Origin of the sequence: Rheinheimera sp. SA_1 (assembly GCF_001669775.1) — a bacterium.
Classification (GTDB): Bacteria; Pseudomonadota; Gammaproteobacteria; order Enterobacterales; family Alteromonadaceae; genus Pararheinheimera.
On the sequence record NZ_LXWK01000011.1, the window covers coordinates 676,778 to 696,213 of the forward strand.

13 protein-coding genes are annotated in these 19,436 nt (G+C 50.0%); 5 read left to right on the forward strand and 8 right to left on the reverse strand.

Translation table 11 applies throughout. From position 1 onward, the window contains the following. Positions 1–111 precede the first annotated feature (111 nt). From A5320_RS03995 to A5320_RS04015, 5 genes are all read left to right on the forward strand, one after another. A complete protein-coding gene (locus tag A5320_RS03995; RefSeq protein WP_068061204.1) occupies positions 112–3,423 on the forward strand; it encodes a S41 family peptidase in 3,312 nt (1,103 codons plus the stop codon). A gap of 165 nt (positions 3,424–3,588) precedes the next feature. Then, positions 3,589–3,777: a hypothetical protein gene (locus A5320_RS04000; protein ID WP_068061205.1), complete on the forward strand. Its 189-nt coding sequence runs from the start codon at positions 3,589–3,591 to the stop codon at positions 3,775–3,777. A 202-nt stretch (positions 3,778–3,979) separates the two neighbouring features. After that, positions 3,980–5,305 (forward strand): hypothetical protein, encoded by a 1,326-nt coding sequence (locus A5320_RS04005; protein WP_068061208.1) that lies wholly within the window; start codon positions 3,980–3,982, stop codon positions 5,303–5,305. Between the two features lie 285 nt (positions 5,306–5,590). Continuing rightward, entirely contained in the window at positions 5,591–7,048 is a 1,458-nt protein-coding gene (locus tag A5320_RS04010) for a Na+/H+ antiporter NhaC family protein (RefSeq protein WP_068061211.1), read from the forward strand. Positions 7,049–7,130: 82 nt separating this feature from the next. Continuing rightward, positions 7,131–8,132, forward strand: coding sequence for a DUF481 domain-containing protein (locus A5320_RS04015; RefSeq protein WP_068061212.1), 1,002 nt, complete (start codon positions 7,131–7,133; stop codon positions 8,130–8,132). Here the strand turns inward: A5320_RS04015 and A5320_RS04020 are convergent. From A5320_RS04020 to parE, 8 genes are all read right to left on the reverse strand, one after another. Continuing rightward, on the reverse strand, positions 8,129–8,962 hold the full coding sequence (locus tag A5320_RS04020; RefSeq protein ID WP_068061215.1) for a bestrophin-like domain: 834 nt from the start codon (positions 8,960–8,962) through the stop codon (positions 8,129–8,131). The two genes, A5320_RS04015 and A5320_RS04020, sit on opposite strands and share 4 nt — an antisense overlap. 69 nt (positions 8,963–9,031) lie before the next feature. Continuing rightward, positions 9,032–11,296 (reverse strand): patatin-like phospholipase family protein, encoded by a 2,265-nt coding sequence (locus A5320_RS04025; RefSeq protein ID WP_068061218.1) that lies wholly within the window; start codon positions 11,294–11,296, stop codon positions 9,032–9,034. Next, positions 11,297–11,989 (reverse strand): lysozyme inhibitor LprI family protein, encoded by a 693-nt coding sequence (locus A5320_RS04030; protein WP_068061225.1) that lies wholly within the window; start codon positions 11,987–11,989, stop codon positions 11,297–11,299. A 252-nt stretch (positions 11,990–12,241) separates the two neighbouring features. Beyond that, positions 12,242–12,616, reverse strand: coding sequence for a ribonuclease E inhibitor RraB (rraB, locus tag A5320_RS04035; RefSeq protein ID WP_068061228.1), 375 nt, complete (start codon positions 12,614–12,616; stop codon positions 12,242–12,244). Continuing rightward, entirely contained in the window at positions 12,616–13,368 is a 753-nt protein-coding gene (locus tag A5320_RS04040; protein ID WP_068061231.1) for a 1-acylglycerol-3-phosphate O-acyltransferase, read from the reverse strand. The genes rraB and A5320_RS04040 overlap by 1 nt, the downstream gene beginning before the upstream one ends. 116 nt (positions 13,369–13,484) lie before the next feature. Further along, positions 13,485–15,740, reverse strand: coding sequence for a DNA topoisomerase IV subunit A (parC, locus tag A5320_RS04045; protein WP_068061235.1), 2,256 nt, complete (start codon positions 15,738–15,740; stop codon positions 13,485–13,487). Positions 15,741–15,918: 178 nt separating this feature from the next. Next, positions 15,919–17,325, reverse strand: coding sequence for a tetratricopeptide repeat protein (locus tag A5320_RS04050; protein WP_068061238.1), 1,407 nt, complete (start codon positions 17,323–17,325; stop codon positions 15,919–15,921). A 108-nt stretch (positions 17,326–17,433) separates the two neighbouring features. Then, entirely contained in the window at positions 17,434–19,326 is a 1,893-nt protein-coding gene (gene parE, locus A5320_RS04055; RefSeq protein ID WP_068061240.1) for a DNA topoisomerase IV subunit B, read from the reverse strand. Between the last annotated feature and the right edge of the window lie 110 nt (positions 19,327–19,436).

Consider the following 19,436-nt stretch of genomic DNA (forward strand, 5'->3'; position numbering starts at 1 on the left):
GTCACATCAGGTAACAAACTGTTGATTGTCTTCAAGTTTGACGACGTGTTAGTTTTTTCTGCTGCAGGTTGTTCCATTTTTAACTTTTCACTTTGATGAAGGATTATGCCCATGTTTAAATTCCGTTCTCTGGCTTTGCGCTGCGGCCTTGCTCTGATGGCAGGTCTTGTTGCCGGACAAGCGGCTGCGGCTGCACAAGGTACTGGTTTGTTGCGCCAACCTGATATCACTGCCGCACAGCTGGTGTTTGTCTACGGCGGTGATTTATGGCTGAGTGACCGCAATGGCCAAAACCCACGCCAACTGACCTCGCATCCGGCGGCGGAATTTGCACCGAAGTTTTCACCTGATGGCAAATGGATAGCTTTTTCAGCTAGTTATGACAACAACACCGATGTTTATGTGATGCCGGTGACCGGTGGTGCCGCCAAGCGACTGACCTGGCATCCGGGCACCGATACCGTCAATGGCTGGAGTGCGGACGGCAAAAAAGTATTGTTTGCTTCGAACCGCGAAATTGCTAATAGCCGCAGCAATCAGTTATTTGAAGTGGCGGTGAGCGGTGGTTACGAACAAAAAGTCATGCAGGCGGTGGCGTTTGAAGGTCGCTGGTCAAGTGACGGCAGCAAACTGGCGTATCGGCCGAATAATCAGGCATACAGTGGCACCAGCGGCTGGCGGTTACATCGTGGTGGCAGCACGCCGCCGGTGTGGATTTTGGACGTCAAAAACCAGCAACTGGAAAAAATCCCCCACCCAAATGCCAATGACACCAGCCCGTTCTGGCTGAACAACGAGGTGTATTTCCTGTCGGATCGCGACAATACCGCGGTCAATTTATTCAAATATCACAATAAAGAAGTCACCCAACTAACCAAAAATACCGACTGGGATCTGCGCAGCGCCGCCGGTTTTGGCGACACCGTAGTGTATGAAGCCGGTGGTTATTTATACCAGTTCAATGCTGAAACTGGCCAAAGCCAGCAAGTAGCCATTGAACTACAAACAATGTCCGCGCAAAAACGGCCACAGTGGAAAGATGCCAGTAATACCTTAACGTCGGCGCAATTGTCGGCCACCGGCAAAAGAGTCGTGGTCAGCGCACGCGGTGAAATTTTCACTGTTCCGCTTAAAGACGGCACGGTGCGCAATCTGTCGCAAAGCAGCGGTGTGCGTGAATTTGATGGGATCTGGAGCGCGGACGGCCAACAACTGGCGTACATTTCGGATCAAGGTAATCAGCATCAGTTAGTGATCACGGCTCAGGACGGTCAGTCCAAAACGGGCTCCGCTAAATCCACCACCTATCCGCTTGGCAAAACCGGTTATTTTAACCTACTGGCCTGGTCGCCGGATGGTCAGAAATTGGTGTATCAGGACAATCACCTGAATCTTTATAGCTTTGATTTAAAAACTAAAAAACAGCAAAAAATCGCCACAAGTAAACGCCGTGATCAGTTCCAACTGTCGTTTTCGGCCGATAGTCGTTACCTCGCTTACACGCTAGCCGAAGCCAATTATTTTTCGCAGCTGTATCTGCATGATTTTAACGCCGGTAAAAGTAGTCGGATCACCGATGGTTTAAGCCATGCGTCGGATCCGGCCTTTGGTGATGGTTATTTGTATTTCACCGCCTCGGTCAACACTGGGCCATCGCAGGTTGGCCTGGATTTATCCACGCAGGAACGGCCACTGCGTTATGGCATTTATGCGGCAGTGCTGAGTGCCACCGGCAAATCGCCGTTGCTGACGGAAACCGGGGATGAATCGGTGGCCGGTAAAAAAGACGACGAGAAAGCTGGCGACGACAAAGATAAAGCTGATGGCAAAGACGACAAAAAGGCTGTGGTAAAACCAGTGCAGATAGATGTGGCTGGCCTGCAGCATCGCATCGTACCGCTGCCACTGCCGGAGAAAAATTATGGCCAGCTGAAAGTGGCAGCCGACGGCGCGTTATGGTTTTTAGAACGCACGCAGCCTGGCGCCAGCAATGAAGGCCCAGCCGCGGACGAGGCGAATAACGCGCAGCTGCATCGCTTTGATTTTAAAGAACGCAAAGCGGCGATGATCAAAGATGGTCTGGCCGATTACAAATTCAGTGCGGATGGTAAAAAGCTGCTGACCATGGCCGCACCCGCTTCGTTATCGCACGGTGCGGCTGAAGCGAAAACCGAACTCAAAGCCATTGATTTATCGGGCTTAAAAACTTACGTCGACCCAGCACAGGAATGGCAGCAAATTTTTAATGATGCCTGGCGGATGCAACGGGATTATTTTTATGATGCCAACTTACATGGCATCGACTGGCAGGCGGTTTATGATAAGTACCAGCCACTGCTGAAGTTTGTGCAGCGCCGCGAAGATTTAAACGAAGTGCTGGTAGAGATGATTGCCGAGTTGCAGGTCGGTCATAACCGGATTGGCGGCGGTGATGTGCATCAGGAAACGCCCAGTAAAGTGGGTTTACTCGGTGCCGATTTTGTCATCCGCGATGGCAAATATCAGCTAAAAACCGTCTTGGCCGGCGATCGTTGGAACCCATTTTTAAAAGCGCCACTGGCGACCCCTGGCAACAGCGCCAAAGCCGGTGATTTTGTGCTGGCGATTAACGGCGAGCCGCTGGATGCATCGCAGAACATCTATCAACTGCTCGATAACACCCAGGGCAAACAGCTGCAATTGACCATCGCTGACAATGCAGCCGGTACCAATTCGCGGCAGATCCGGGTTGAACCTATCGCCAATGAAAACGAGCTGCGGCTCTGGCATTGGGTCGAAAACAACCGGCAGCAGGTGGAGAAAGCCAGCAACGGCAAAATTGCCTATGTCTTTTTACCCAATACCGGCGGCGGTGGTTTTTACTTCTTTAACCGGATGTTTTTCGCGCAAGTGGATAAACAGGCGTTAATCATCGATGAGCGGAAAAATGGCGGTGGCCAGGCGGCAAACTACATCACTGACATTCTGTCACGACCGTTTTTATCTGGCTGGAAAGACCGCGATGGCATGATCTTCACTACGCCGGGCGGCGCTATTTACGGCCCGAAAACCATGTTGATTGATCAGGATGCCGGCTCTGGCGGTGATTTCCTACCCTGGGCCTTCAAGCGGTTACAGCTGGGCAAAACCATCGGCACCCGCACCTGGGGTGGTTTGATTGGGATTTCCGCCAATCCAAATATGATTGACGGTGGGTTCCACGTGGTGCCGTTCTTCCGCTTCTACACCCCGGATGGTGAATGGCGGGTAGAAAACGAAGGCGTGGCACCGGATATCGAATTAGAACTGGATCCAATTGCTGTCAATCAGGGGCGCGATGTGCAGTTGGAGCGGGCTATTGCCGAGACCTTGCAACAGCTGCAAAGCAAGCCGGTACAGGTTCCCAATCAGGCACCGTCAATGCCGGTTGAGCTTGGGAAATAAGCCGAAAATGGTGTGCCAGGCTGCAGTACGATGCAGTCTGGCTCTTTAGCCCCCGCAACTAAACTGTCATCAAAACATCACGTTCTGGTCATGCCACGCCCATAAGGTCTAGCGAACGAAGCGCAATTTTCGACCAAGCACACGCATCACAAACAAGGACAACCTATGCTGCCACAGAAAAAATCACTGTTACGCCGTAATGCCTGGTTCCGGCAACAATATCTGCCGCAACCGCTAACGAGCACCACAGCAGAAACGACCGCTGCCAATGAAGAATGTAACCTTACGAACAGACGCCAGCCTTTGCACTTTGATAGCACTATTTACCACCATGGTGCGTCGCAAACAGAATAGTCCGTCAGATTTGGATAGAACGAACAACAGGAAAACTTCGAGGATGACGGAACAACTAAAGAACTAGTAAAAAACTTCTTATGCGGCTTAAATTTAAATACAACGTTAACTTTTGCAACATAAAAGTGCGTTAAAACAACTATTCAGGCATAATGGCGCCCTGCCAATTCCGGTTATCCAGCTGTTGACGAGTCCCCCCCTGATGAAGTTTTTTGCACCTTTGCTCTGCTTACTTTTATTAACCGCATGTGGCGGTGGTTCTGACACCACGCCTGTTGAACAAACCAAACCAGACATTCCAAAACCAGTGATCCCCCCCCTGAAAATCAAAGTACAACAGGCGCGCAGTTGCGGTGGCATCCTGCCATCAGCCAACGCTGAACTGCTGATCTACAACAACGACTGGCAAATCATCAGTCGGCATCAAGCCAATAGCGATGGCAGTTTTCAACTGGTACCTACCACTTCACTGATTAATTTTTCAGTCATTAACAAAGGTGATCAGAACGGTGCACAGGACGTGAATGTGCATGCCTTTGCTCAAGTGGAAAGCGGCGATTTTGGCACTCTGATATTGGGGACTACCGCCAATGGCTGCCAGTGTGAAACGCTTTCAGTGATCTTCAGTAAAGTAAGTAGTAGTCCAATCGAAAAAATCGTCTTGAACTACGACGCTTCGCGGGGAAATATAAATTCACCGGTCATCAACAATCAAGCATCTGTTGAAATCTGTCGCGAGAGCGGCAGTGCCTGGCCAGTGTTGACCTTTTCCGCTTTGGATCAACAAGGTGAGTGGTTTTATCAGCAAATCGAACAGTATTCAGCTGGTCAGCCTTTGCAGGTGAATTTAAACCAAGGCGTGAGTTACCCAATCAATTTTCAGAGCAATATCCGTGCTGACTTTTTAACCAGCACCTATTACACCAAGCATGGAGCCATAGTCCCGCTGAGCAATAGCCGCGATAAATTACTCGCTGTTACAGGGCTAAAAGAGATGAAATTTGCCGCACTACGAGCCGCCAACAATCTTACTTTAGAATACGGCGAGAACTATCAAACCTATACTTATGCAAGGCATCAATTTAATCGCCGTAGCGATTTTTTTGCGCCTATTAATTTCAAATTACCAACTCCTGACCAAGCACAATCACTTGGGAAACTATTCCAGACCGAATGGATGAGTAATACACAGCCCAGCCGTTATGACTTTACGGCATTCAGCGGTTACCGTATGGCAACTATCTATCAAGTAGAACCATTGACTAATGGTGGTTACATTTATCAGAGCATCATGAGTCCGTTACAAGGCTCAATGCCTGCAGATTTATTACCTGCAGGATATTTGAATAGCGTACTTCGGGCTGCAGTGCCCAAGTTAGAATTGGAAATTCAACTCGACACCATCCACACCGACCTGAACATGACTGAACACGCTAAACAGCTCATGAATTATTACGCAACATTACCGAGCAAGGTGGAGCGTCCAGCTGAGTTAACTTCTGTAGGGGTCGCAGTTACCCGTTGGTAACATTAGGTCTGAGTCATTTGTTAACAGAGATCTGGTAACAAATGACTCAGACACCATAATTAACATTTGTCACTGCCCTAATCAATCATTGATGCCGGATAAATATTTGCTATCATATCCGGCCGCAATTCCTGTCAGATTGCCGGAAATAACCTAAAAATAACTACAGAGGCCCGCAGGCCAAAATCTGCCTAAGCCCGAGTGAAAGCAGACGATCGCTGCAGGCACCTAAGCCGCGCGCCCGTGCTGTAACCAAGCAGTCGAGTTTTTTGTAAGGAACCCCTGATGGATTCACCCAGTGCGTTAAGTTTAATTCCTCCGGTCGTTGTGATGGCCGTGGCCATTTGGCTGAAACGTCCCATTCTGGCGCTGATCGTTGGTGCTGTGGTCGGCCTGTTAATGTTAAGTCCTACCAATTCACTGAGTAATTTCAGTGAAATTTCGGTCAAAGTGATGCAAGACGAAACCATTGGCTGGTTAATTCTGGTTTGTGGTGGTTTTGGTGCTTTGATTGGATTGTTAATTCACACCGGTGGAGCGTTGGCTTTTGGCCGTTTAGGCTCCCAATTAGCCACCGGACCTCGTTCTTCGATGTTTATGACCTTTATGCTTGGCGTCATTATCTTTGTTGATGATTACCTGAATGCGCTGACGGTCGGCGAAGCGATGAAACGGGTCACTGACAAGTATAAAATTTCCAGACAAAAACTGGCCTACATCGTCGATTCCACGGCGGCGCCAATTTGTGTGATTATTCCCATCTCAACCTGGGCGGTGTTTTTCGGTGGATTGCTGGAAGACAACGATATCGCTGACAAAGGTCAGGGGATTTCGGTGTATATCCAGGCCATCCCTTATATGTTTTACCCTTGGCTTGCGGTATTGATGGTGATGCTGGTTGCCCTGAAACTGATGCCGGATTTAGGCCCGATGAAAAAAGCCGAACTGGCCACGCAGCAAGGGAATCCTTACGAGTGTGAACTGGCTGAAGGTCAGCCTAAAATGACCAGCACCAGCACCAGCCCGAGTCACCAGGCGTCGCAGCAGATGCCGCATCACACCAGTGATGAATTTGCCATGCATTCGATTGAAGAAGAATTTGAAGGCAGCAATCGCCAGGGTAAGGTGCATAACTTCGCCGTGCCGATGTTGTCATTAATTTTCTTCACCATTGTACTGGGTAATTCATTCAGCGAACCTGATGTGCTCAAAGGTATTATTGCCACCTTATTGCTGACCATTGTCTATTACGGTGTACAACGCCTGATGAGCATCAGCGAAATGATGGACGTGATGATGAATGGTTTTAAAACCATGTTGCCTGCCATCAGCACCGTGATTGCGGCTTTTATCTTCAAAGATGTCTGCGATAAATTATTGTTGCCGCAGTATGTCATCGATAACCTGAGCCCTTACATGACGGCGCAAATGCTACCGGCGCTGGTCTTTGTGGCGATGGCGGTATTGTCGTTTGCGACCGGTTCATCCTGGGGTATTTTTGCTGTGTCCATCCCGATTGTGATGCCATTGGCACATGCGGTGAACGCGGATATTCCGCTGGTGATCGGTGCCTTGTTGTCAGCAGCCTCCTTTGGTTCACAAGCTTGTTTCTATAGCGATTCGACGGTGCTGGCGGCGCAAGGCTCGGGGTGTAATCTGATATCCCATGCCGTCACACAGCTGCCTTACTGTTTAATTGCTGCAGCACTGGCCTTTGGTGGTTTTGTGTTATTGGCTTTATAAACGACAACTGGCAGCAGGTTGTTGAACAAGGAAGCCAGCGGATCTATCGCTGGCTTTTTTACATGAAAAACAGGGAATTTCCGTGCGCAGACTGCAATTGATTTCAGCGCTATTGTTGTTAAACCTGGCGCTGCCTGCTTCGGCCAGCCTCAGCAGATTACATCTGAAGAATGGCGATGTGTTGACCGGCACCATCCAGTCGCAATCAGCAGAACTGGTCAGCTTGTTGTTACCCTATGCCGGGCTTGTCAGCATCAAGCGTGGCGAAATTTTGCAGATCTCCACGCCTGCTGCAGTTGTACCTATGGCAGAACCGGCCACAGCGAGCGTGCCTGATGTTGTTGTCATTACAAACGGCAGCAAAAACAAGCCCTGGTCAGTCGAACTGGATGTCAGCGCCAGTAACCGCCATGGTCAGCAGGACAGCTCGGTGTTGAATCTGGTGTTGGCCGCTGAATATAACCATCAGCATTGGCGCACCTCGCTGGACAGTCATTTTGACTATGAACTCAAAGATCAGGCGCGCAAAACCCATCAGTACGATATCAGCCCGGGGCTCGATTATTTTATCAGTCCACGTTTGTTCTGGCGTGGCAGTGTCGATTATCACTACAACCATCTGGCCAGCGATTATCGCAATCTGGATTTCAGCACCGGACCGGGTTATGCCGTGATCCAACAGCCAAAGCTGACCCTGGATCTAGTCGCAGCCGTGGGTATCAAAAAAGCTTATTTTCGTGAGGATGGCGAAGTGTCGCGGTTTTTATTGTTCGGGGATCAGCTGAACTATAAATTCAGTTCGCTGGAATGGGATCTCAAATATCAGCTAACCGAATGGCCGCTTGAATTGTACAGCGATGGTAATTGGATGCATCTGCTGAATCAGCCGATTGATTTTCTGTATTTTGACCGTGAAGTCACGGCGAACCTAGGGTTACGCTATAAGCTTAGCGATAAAATCCGCTTATCCTGGTCTTATCAATACAACCAGACTGATATCGAATTGCGCTTGCCTGGAATTGATAAGTTCTCACTTGATATCAAAGACTTCCGGCAAAAACTCAGCATTGGCGCCTCATTCTAATGCCCTTGCGATAAAGCGCCGGACAACACTGGCACGAGCGGCAAACCAGCGTGGATGCTTTGCTGCAGTTCCTGCAAACTTTGCTGATCGACCTTAATCAAGCCACGACGCGGCCGGTCGAGGTCGATAATGATAAAATTCAGAATAATGATTAATATGATCATCAGGTAAGTCACTGATGGTGGCCGGTGAGCCTCAACCCCGGCGGCATAACCCACCACGCCACCGGTCAGAATAAAGGTCATGTACAGCAGCATTAAAATCAGCTCCGGTACATGCCGGTTTAGTTCGGCGGTGCGGGCACCAAACTGATCAATGCTGTCATTCAGAGCCTGCACATACAAACCAGTTCGTACCGGCGAATTGTCGGCTTCAACCGCTAACACCGCCTGTTGCCATAACTGCGTCAGCAGCTGGTTCGTTTGCGTCAGCAGCACTTGACGTGCGGCTTGCTGATCTAACGCAATGCCCGATGCTTCCACCCGAAGGTCGATATATTGCTGCCATAACAACAATGATTGCTGCTGCATCGGCTGCGGCAGCAGTTGTGCCCGCAGCCAGGCAGTACCTATGCTGTTCGCTTCCTGCACTTCCGCCACACTGCGGTTATCAAAGCGTTGTAATGCCAGCGAAAAAGTAAAACCAAGCAGTAACGCCAGAATACCCAGCAGTGACGACTGAATCGTACTTACCTGAGATTTGCTGGCCGCACTGAGGTCAGGCGAAGCAACACAACCACGCCGGTAGCCAAACTCCAGCGCCAGTAACATCAGCAGCAATAACAGCCCGACAATCACCAGACTCGGCAGGTTGTACATCCATTCTTTCATGCTGGTTCCCCGGTGAGTGCCGTTACACCCACAATGATTAAATCACTAAAAGAACATCAGGGCATTAAACTAGTACCACTGCCCTATCGATAAATAAAGCTGCTGATTTTGTTCGCTATACAGGCTTTGTGCCTGGCCGTATCCCAGCATGACGGTGCCTATTGGACTATCCCAGCCTAAAAATACACTGCCAGCCCAGACCCAGTCGGCGCTAAATGCATTGGCGGCTTGCCAGATACTGTCTTTCACCCAACCGCGCTCCAGCGAGCCACCAAGATAAAACGGCGATTGGAAAAAACTAAAGCGGTTTTCATGCATTTTGTACATGTACACCAGGCTGCCGAACTTCAGCGCCGAGCTGTACAGATAATTTCTGGGATAACCGGATAAATTTAATAAACCACCAAGTGAGTATTGCTCGAGTGCGATGTCACCATCGGCCGACTGATAACGCTGATCCAACCAACGTCCTTTCAGCCGGTGATTCTGCCAACTGGTGGCGGCAATCAGTTCCAGCGAGGTATTGATACTGCTGGCTTCTGTCCCCCGGAAAATATCATCCAGCCATTGCCGGCTGAGATCCAGTTTAATACCGCGCTCCGGAAAACTCGGGTGATCCAGACTGTCCCATTGCAACTTCAACTCTGGCCCTTGCCGGGTGAAATGCAGATATTTACTCTGGAAACTGTTGGCGAAAAACGCCGGTAACTGATAACGGCCGGATTTATCCAGCCAGGCCGCTGACAGCTGTGCATCGTCGGACAAATTCATCCCGGCCCGCAGTGCCAATACTGTTTCCTGGCGGATAAAGTCCCCCAGCGATAAACCTTCGTTGTCTTCAACAATCAGCGTGCCAACAGTACGATAGGCTTTGGCCGCGACAAAACTGCCGCTGTTATAAATCGGCCAGTACAATTCGCTGCTGAACAGTTTATCAGTGCCAATGGCGACTTCGTTGTACCACTCGGCGCCATAAGGGCTTAAGTTTGTTCTGTTATAGGATGCTGCTAATTGCACGCGGCGATTGCTACTGAAATCGTCGTCCATCAGGAAGTTGAAGTTCAGAAAACCCGGCCCCCAGCTTTTATCTTCGGCTTCAATCAATAATTCCTGTGAGCCGTCAGGCTGCATACTGAGTTGATGGCGCACCCGCTCAAACTGATCCAGCCCGTACAAACGATGAATAGCACTGGTCAGTTGATTGGCGCTATAGGTTTCACCTGGGGTAATTTGGAGCCGTTCCAACAACACCTCGTCAGCAAGTGCTGATTGATTATGCAAAGTCACTTTAGAAATCTGGCTTTGGTTATCCAGCCGTTTGCGCTGCACTTGTTGCCAGCTGGCGTAACTTTCTGGCCTGGCAAAAGTCGCTAGTTTTGCTTTGTTGGCTTTGGCACTGGCATGACCTGCTTTGATGGCGAGGCCCATTTTTTCAAAACCCAGGGTATCAATGCCGGAAAGTCGTGGCTCCAGCAATAAATCGTCAGCGGTCAGCAGCTTTTTCTGTTGCTCAACTTCTTGTCGCACTAAAAAGCCGGTCAACTGTTCGGTGACGGCAAAGGCAGAATCGAGCTGGGCTTCTTCCCGCAGCGGCGCATCAATGGCCACCGCAATAATGCGGGTTGCTCCTAATTGCCGGGCAACACTGATCGGTAAATTATTGGCAACGCCGCCGTCGACCAGCACTTTGCCATCCAGCCGCATCGGCTGTACTACGCCGGGGATCGACATCGACGCCTGCACTGCTGCCAGTAAACTGCCTTGCGCCAGCACCACGGTATCTTTATTGCGCAGGTTGGTGGCGATAGCCCGAAACGGGATTGGCAGCTGGTCAAAATGCTGATTGGCGCTTTGCACACCATAAGCATGCTGAATAAGTTCGGCCATCGCCTGGCCCAGTAACAAACCTTTGGGTACTTTCACGCCATCAGTGCCAAGACCAATATCAAGGCGGATAGCGTAGTGATCACGCTGCTGGGTGCGGCGCAGTGGCATTTCATCACGCGACACTTTGTCGGTAAAACCGGCGCCCCAGTCCAGCGTCTGCAAGATTTTTTCAATGTCATCCGGGCTGTGACCAGAGGCGTAGAGGCCACCAACAAAAGCACCAATGCTGGTGCCAACAATCAAATCAATCGGGATTTTCTGGGTTTCCAATTGTCGAATCACCCCAAGGTGCGCGCCACCGCGGGCACCACCACCGCCTAATACCAAGGCAGTGCAAGGCCGATTGACGACTTTCTGACAAGGTGCATGCACTGGCGCGGCGGTTAAGTCCGAACATAGCGTAAAGCTAAACAGCAACACCATCAGCCGGTTCGTTAGTCGCTGCATTTAAACTGTAGCCCGCAGCTTTGGTATTCCGGCAGTTCCAACCGACTCACAGACCAATACCGGACTTTGATAACCCCAAATCAACAGCGCGTGCTGCGCCTTAAACTCGAGACTTTCATTGCGACCGACAAATAGCCGTTTTTTATCGTCTGGCTGCAGAAACATCAGCGACTGCTGATCGCCACGCTCCGCCAACAAGGATTCCGGCGTTGTTTTAAAAAAAGTCACCAGTACTTCACCATCCGCGCGGCCCGGACCTGTGGCAGTTGCAGCTTGCTGTGCACAACGCCAGGTCACCGGCCCTAATGTGTCGACCAGCCGGTACATCGCCTGCAACTCGGCGGTACGCCGCTGATATTGCGCCAGCACACAGGCTTTTGGGGCTGTGTCTTTCCAGCAATCGTTGCGGCCTTTTTGCCAGCCCCGCTGTTCAGCATTAAATAAAAATGGTTGTTGTAAAGCAGCCTGCGGCAACAGCTGCTGATATAACGCCGTCATCTGCCGCTCAAGCTGCCCAAGCTCGGCATCCTGGCAAATCATCGTTTCTATCGCACCGAGATCAGAATGTTGGCAATCAATCGCGGGCAAAGGCGTCGCAGCCAAACCTTCGGCAGACCAAAGTAGCGCCAGCAGCATCAGTGATTGTTGCGCTGTTTTTCTTAACAAATGTTGCCAGTTAACTGCCACTGTCATGACGACTCCTTGTTGTGACTCGGATCGGGTTTCAACCGGATTCCGGGAATTCATACTAAAATCAGTGTAGCCCGTCGGGTTGAAGTTTTGCAGCGAAGTTTTTGAATTTTAGATGATTTTATAAAACTCCTGTGGTTGCTGTCCCACTGTATTGATCAACATGGTGTTGTGTTCTTGCAAAAACACAAAACCCGGCAAGCGCCGGGTTTTATAGTTGACTGACCAGTGTTCATTCACCGGCTTGGCAGCAATTTATTCTTCGCCGTCTTCGTCGTCTTCGAACTCGCCTTCGTCACCTTCAAAGTAGGTACCCCAGCCGTCATACTCGATGCCGAATTTGCGGGCTAATGCTTCCAGTTTGATGGCATCAGCGGTGATTGCGGCGCCGTCTAATGACTGTTCACGAATCGCGTCGAATACCCAGGCGTTGCCGCCATCTTCAAATTCTACTTCTTCGGCGTCGGTCACTTCAAACCCAAGTTTAAATACTTCAACCGCTAATTTTTCCAGCTTGGCAAAGTCTTCATCGTAGAAGTGATGCTCAATGGTGTATTCGGCGTCCGGATCGCTGCCATCTTCTAATAATGCGGCGATGGTGTCGTTGGTAAATTCTAGCCAGTTTTCCATTAGGGTTTTCCTGAAGCTGCAGAGGTAGCGGCAGTGTAATCGCTCGTTAACTCGCTATCAAGTGCGGCAATTTTATCTTCCATCATGCTTCGTACCTGCTGCGCCACTTCGCGCACCGGCACGGCAAAATCTTCCGGCTGTAACGGTGGCATAAATTCGATAATGACTTTGCCATTATTCCAGCGGTTTAACTGAATTTTCCCCTGGGTCTGGCTCATGCAGATGGGCACAATCGGCACTCCGGCTTGCTGGGCAATGTGAAAAGCGCCGGTTTTGAACGGCAGTAAACCACGGCCATAACTGCGGGTACCTTCCGGGAACACCCAGACCGACACTTTATCTTTTTGAATACGTTCCACCGCGCCTTGCATCGCCCCAACGGCCCGGCTTTTGTTGTCACGGTCGATCAGAATATTGCCGCTAAGCCAATACAGCTGGCCAAAAAACGGGATAAATTTCAGGCTCTTTTTGCCGATGGTGACGGTGCCGGGAATTAACGCACCGCTGATGGTGAACAAATCGTAGTTGTTCTGATGATTGGCCACGAACACACAAGGCATGGCGTTGGCGACGGCTGCTGGTTGGCGGATTTCAATCTCAAGACCAAAGATCCAGCTGGCTTTGCCATACCATTTCGAGAATAAACCAACATTATCACGATGAAATGGCCGCGCCAGACAAATCAGCAAGCCAATACTGGATGCCACAATAATGAATAAAATCAACAGCACTAAACGAATTAAGGCAAGCACACTGAACCCTCAGCAATGAAAAAGCCGCTTAGTATAGCGGCTTCTTAAGTAGGTTCTGGTTTGATCTGTCACGATAACCGCGGCATCAGCGGTTATCGTGCAGCTAAGCGAGCTGCTTACTCCACTTCACCAACCAGCAATTCATCAATCCGTTGTAAACCACGGGGTAACTTGTTACCGCGGCGGCCACGCTCACCAACATAGTGGGCTAAGTCACTGGCTTTAATCGTCATTTTGCGTTTACCAGCCACCAACGTAATGCCGGATTCAGCTGGCACCACCGCCAGCAACTTCACGAATTCTTCGCGCGAAGCCGAGCGGGCCGATGGAATACTGATGATTTTATTGCCTTTACCTTTGCTGAGTTTTGGCAGTTCAGCAATTGGGAATACCAGCATCCGGCCTTCGTTGGAAATAGCCACCACCTGGTCCGTTTCCGGATGTTTAATCGGTAACGGTGTCAGTACCTTGGCACCGGTTGGCAACGACAACAATGTTTTACCGGCTTTGTTGCGGCTAAGTAAATCGGCAAAACTGGCGACAAAACCATAACCGGCATCGCTCGCCAGCAATAACTGCTGGCTATCATCGGCCATCAGCACATGTTCAAAGTTCTCCCCCGCCACCAACGTAAAGCGGCCGGTGAGCGGCTCGCCCTGGCCACGGGCCGAGGGTAAATCATGCGCTTCTGCAGCAAAACTGCGACCACTGGAATCGATAAAGGCGGCATATTGATTACTACGACCACTGGCTGATGACTTGTACCCGTCACCGGCTTTGTATTGCAGACTGTTACCGTCGACATCGTGACCTTTGGCACAGCGCACCCAGCCTTTGTCCGATAAAATTACCGTGACCGGTTCACTTGGCAATAATTCTTTTTCGCTCAGCGCTTTCGCTTCGCCACGCGAAACTATTGGGCTACGACGGTCATCGCCATATTTCAGCGCATCAGCTTCCAGTTCGTCACGAATCAGCTTAGTCAGCTTTTTCTCTGAACCTAAAATGCTTTGTAACTTATCACGCTCTTTTGAAAGTTCGTCCAATTCACCACGGATTTTCATTTCTTCGAGTTTGGCTAAATGCCGTAACTTCAACTCAAGAATGGCTTCAGCCTGGCGTTCGGTAATACCAAAATGAGCGATCAGCACTGGCTTTGGTTCATCGTGCTGACGGATGATCCGGATCACTTCATCGATATTCAAAAAGGCAATTAATAAACCTTCCAGCACATGGATACGATCCAGTACTTTATCCAGGCGATATTGCAACCGCCGACGCACGGTATCACGGCGGAACATCAGCCATTCGCTGAGGATTTCCAACAGGTTTTTCACCCGTGGCCGTTGGTCTAGCCCGAGAATATTCAGGTTAACCCGGTAGGATTTTTCAAGATCGGTGGTAGCGAACAAATGTTGCATCAACTGTTCAACATCAATGCGATTCGAACGCGGCACGATAACAATCCGGGTTGGACTCTCGTGATCCGACTCATCGCGTAAATCCGACACCATCGGCAGCTTTTTCGCATTCATCTGCGCGGCGATTTGCTCCAGCACTTTCGAGCCCGACGTTTGATGCGGCAATGCAGTAATGATGATATCGCCGTCTTCCTGGGTATAAATCGCCCGCATCCGCACTGAACCACGGCCAGTTTCATAGATACTTTGCAGTTCGTGTTTTGGCGTGATGATTTCAGCGTCGGTCGGATAATCCGGACCTTGCACATACTGCAATAAATCGTTGACCGATGACGCCGGGTTATCTAATAAATGGCAGGCGGCAGCGGCAATTTCGCGCACGTTATGCGGCGGAATATCGGTCGCCATCCCCACGGCAATACCGGTAATGCCATTCAGCAAAATATGCGGTAACCGGGCTGGTAGGGTTCTGGGTTCTTCCAGCGTGCCGTCAAAGTTTGGCAACCAGTCAACGGTGCCCTGGCCTAATTCGCTAAGCAGTAACTCACTGAATTTAGATAATTTTGCTTCGGTGTAACGCATCGCCGCAAAGGATTTTGGATCGTCCGGCGCACCCCAGTTGCCCTGACCGTCGACCAGCGGGTAACGATAAGAAAACGGCTGCGCCATCAACACCATGGCTTCATAACAAGCGCTGTCGCCATGCGGGTGGAATTTACCGAGCACATCACCAACGGTCCGCGCCGACTTCTTGAACTTCGCCAGATGCGACAAACCCAGTTCCGACATGGCGTAAATAATCCGCCGTTGCACCGGTTTTAAACCGTCACCAATGTATGGCAAAGCCCGGTCCATAATGACGTACATCGAATAATTCAGGTAAGCGTCTTCAGTAAAACGCCGCAGCGGCAGTTGTTCTTGTCCGTCTGGAGTTAGCAGGATTTCAGTCATCTAAGGTCCTAATGAAAACGATACCCGTCATCCTTGAAGATGCGGGGTTGTTGCCTTCGCTCGCTCGCCCCAGTCACATAGGACAACTATGCTCCGGGCCGGGCTGGCGTTCCAGTCTCACGATCTCGTCGCCTACCCGAATCTTCAATGATTTTGGGTATATGCACAACAGCCTGATTCAGGGTGCCGGTGGCAATGTTTGTGGCAATTGCGCCCGTCGACGGGTCCACTGCCACAATAATAAAATGAATAACACCAGGCTGGTGCAGGCAAAAATTGCCAGCCACAACCATTGGATCTGCCGGTTCCGTTCGATTTCCTGCAGTTTCAGTGCTTGTAGTTCGTTGTCTTTTTCCAGCAGCTGATTCCGCGCTTCCTGCCGTTCGGCATCAAAACTCAACCGCAGTTTTTGCACGTCCATGTCACGTTTATTGTCTTGTAAATCGATATAAGCTTCGAAAAATTTATCAAGCGTCTGGTAGGCTTTTTCATAGTTACCGGCATCGGCATATAGCCGCGCGCGTAAATCGTCAAAATGCAGTGCATAAAATCTGTCTGAGGTGTTTTTACTTTCATCCAGTTGCTCAGCCGCTAAATCGACCTGCTGCATTGCCAGACTAATTTGCCCTAAACTCCGAAAAATTTTCGCCTTGATAAAATGATGTTCACTGATTTGAAAAGTCGACTGCAACGACGGCAGATAAGTTTCAGCTTTTTCAATGTAAGTGATCGCCGCATCAAGCTTTTTCATCCGTCTATTGGTGTTGGCGAGCCCCATATAAGCGAAATACAAACTGACCGGATCTTCCTGTTCCAGACTCACTTTTAACATCTGGTCAAAAATGGCCAGCGCCTGCTCTTGTTTGTCCAGATAACCATAGGTTGACGCCAGGTTATACCAGACCATCAGTTTACTTTTAGCCCAGCCAAGCTTATCGAATAATTTAAACGACTCTTCCAGAAACTGCTGACCTTCATCATCGACCGCTAGCATAGTGTACATCAGGCCCAACTCGGCCTGCACCAGTGCCAGCATTTCGGTGTCATTTAGTTTCACTGCTCTGTCGTAAGCTTGCTTGAGCATATCCAGCGCTTTTGGGCTTTCGTTTTCTTCGGATAACATTGCCGCCAGATTGGTCAGCCCCTGGATCATCAGTTTTTCGTTTTGCAGCGATTCGGCAAGCGTCATGCCTTTTTGATAATACTCATTGGCAACTGCATATTCGCGCTGCGTTTCCAATGCAAAACCCATGCTGTACAGCAATTCCACCCGGGTTGGCGTTTTTTGATCCGCGGTTAGCGCCAAACCTCGTTCTGCCACCGCCATTTGTTCACGGTAACGGCCCAATACTTCATACATCATCGCCACTTCACTGAGCCACACCGCCTGCACATCCACCGGCCAGCGGCCATATTCGGCTTCATACTGTTTTGCCAACTGCAGCATGGCTTCTGGTTTTTTATATTTATTCTGTTGCACCTGCACTAGCCAATCCGGCAACACCGGCTCGGTGGCAGCCCATGCCTGGCTTAGCCATAACCAGCTGCACAGCAGTATGCTGCGCCACAATGTTTTGCTGTTCATAAGAATAATAATGCATCCTTGTTGCGTAATTAATCTGTTTCAAAGCAGTATACCCAGAACCGGTTGCCAGAGCACAACTCAGTTTTTTAAAAGCTTTTTATGCCTTTTTTATGCAATGACCGCCCGGTCGCCTTTCATTTCCAGCCAATCGCGCCTGTCATTAGCACGTTTTTTCGCCAGTAACATATCCATCATTTCCATCGTTTGCTGCACATCGTCAATCGTCAGCTGTACCAGACGACGGGTATTTGGATCCATCGTGGTTTCACGCAGCTGTAATGGGTTCATTTCGCCCAGACCTTTAAAGCGCTGCACGTTAATTTTGCCACGCTTTTTCTCAGCTTCCAGCCGGTCTAACACACCGTTTTTCTCTTCTTCATCCAGTGCGTAATAGACTTCTTTGCCTATATCAATGCGGTACAACGGCGGCATCGCCACGTAGACATGACCGGCATCAACCAGAGAGCGGAAATGTTGCATAAAAAGCGCACAGAGCAAGGTTGCGATATGCAGACCGTCAGAATCGGCGTCAGCCAGAATACAAATTTTACCGTAGCGCAGTTGAGTTAAATCAACCGAGTTCGGATCCATGCCAATCGCCACCGAAATATCATGCACTTCCTGCGAGCCAAGAATTTGTTCGGAATCGACTTCCCAAGTATTCAAAATTTTCCCGCGCAGTGGCATCACCGCCTGAAATTCGCGATCCCGCGCCTGTTTGGCCGAGCCACCAGCAGAATCCCCTTCCACTAAAAACAATTCGGTACGGTTGACATCCTGCGCGCTACAGTCGGCTAATTTGCCCGGTAAAGCAGGCCCGGCCGTGACTTTTTTACGGACGATTTTTTTGGCGGCTTTTAAACGTTTTTGCGCATTGTTAATACAAAATTCCGCCAACATCTCGGCGATTTCAGTGTGCTCGTTTAGCCATAAACTAAAGCTGTCTTTGACCACCCCCGTGACAAAAGAAGCCGCCTGACGGCTGGATAAGCGCTCTTTGGTCTGGCCGGCGAATTGTGGCTCCTGCATTTTCAGCGACAGAATGTAACTACAACGATCCCAAACGTCTTCCGGCGTTAACTTAATACCGCGTGGCATTAAGTTTCTAAATTCACAAAAATCGCGTAATGCTTCCAGCAAACCCTGACGTAAACCGTTGGTGTGAGTGCCGCCCTGCGCTGTGGGGATTAGGTTGACATAACTTTCGGTGACCAGCTCGCCGCCTTCCGGCAACCATAACACCGCCCACTCCACCGCTTCATGACTGGCGGCAAAACTACCGGTAAAAGGTGTTTCGGGCAGTGCGACCATGTCTTTAACCGCATCAATCAAATAATCGCGGATACCGGCGATATAACACCAGCTGTAACTCTGATCGTTAACTTTATCTTCGAATTTAACCGTCAGGCCGGGGCACAATACCGCTTTGGCTTTCAGCACATGCAGCAACCGGCTGACCGAAAATTTATTGGAATCGAAATACTTTGGATCTGGCCAGAACCGCACGCGGGTTCCGGTATTACGCTTGCCAACCGTGCCGGTAATCGCCAGTTCCGACACTTTAAATCCGTGTTCAAACGCCATTTCATAGACATTGCCATCACGGCGTACGGCCACGTCAACCCGGGTTGATAAGGCGTTGACCACTGAAATACCTACCCCGTGCAGACCACCGGAAAACTGATAATTTTTGTTGGAGAATTTACCGCCGGCGTGCAGGCGGCACAAAATTAGTTCCACCCCACTGACGCCCTCCTCCGGATGAATATCGACCGGCATACCACGGCCGTTATCAATGACTTCCAGCGACTGATCCGGATGCAAAATCACCTGAATTTGATCAGCATGACCGGCCAAAGCTTCATCGACGCTGTTATCGATGACTTCCTGCCCCATATGGTTCGGGCGGGTGGTATCGGTATACATTCCGGGACGGCGCTGCACCGGTTCAAGACCGGTCAGTACCTCAATCGAATCAGCATTATAAAGTTGTTCAGTCATGGTTTTACTCTGGGAGCTAAAGGCATTCCGGCGCGGCGATGGCCACGGGGTGCAAAGATACTGAATTAAAAGTCACAGTATCAAAAGTCACTGTATTGATCACCAGTGTT

Excerpts from the sequence above, each read along its gene's own strand:
- A5320_RS03995 (WP_068061204.1), top strand. The coding sequence starts at position 112 with ATGTTTAAATTCCGTTCTCTGGCTTTGCGCTGCGGCCTTGCTCTGATG.
- A5320_RS04000 (WP_068061205.1), top strand. The coding sequence starts at position 3,589 with ATGCTGCCACAGAAAAAATCACTGTTACGCCGTAATGCCTGGTTCCGG.
- A5320_RS04005 (WP_068061208.1), top strand. The coding sequence starts at position 3,980 with ATGAAGTTTTTTGCACCTTTGCTCTGCTTACTTTTATTAACCGCATGT.
- A5320_RS04010 (WP_068061211.1), top strand. The coding sequence starts at position 5,591 with ATGGATTCACCCAGTGCGTTAAGTTTAATTCCTCCGGTCGTTGTGATG.
- A5320_RS04020 (WP_068061215.1), bottom strand. The coding sequence starts at position 8,962 with ATGAAAGAATGGATGTACAACCTGCCGAGTCTGGTGATTGTCGGGCTG.
- A5320_RS04025 (WP_068061218.1), bottom strand. The coding sequence starts at position 11,296 with ATGCAGCGACTAACGAACCGGCTGATGGTGTTGCTGTTTAGCTTTACG.
- A5320_RS04030 (WP_068061225.1), bottom strand. The coding sequence starts at position 11,989 with ATGACAGTGGCAGTTAACTGGCAACATTTGTTAAGAAAAACAGCGCAA.
- rraB (WP_068061228.1), bottom strand. The coding sequence starts at position 12,616 with ATGGAAAACTGGCTAGAATTTACCAACGACACCATCGCCGCATTATTA.
- parC (WP_068061235.1), bottom strand. The coding sequence starts at position 15,740 with ATGACTGAAATCCTGCTAACTCCAGACGGACAAGAACAACTGCCGCTG.
- A5320_RS04050 (WP_068061238.1), bottom strand. The coding sequence starts at position 17,325 with ATGAACAGCAAAACATTGTGGCGCAGCATACTGCTGTGCAGCTGGTTA.
- parE (WP_068061240.1), bottom strand. The coding sequence starts at position 19,326 with ATGACTGAACAACTTTATAATGCTGATTCGATTGAGGTACTGACCGGT.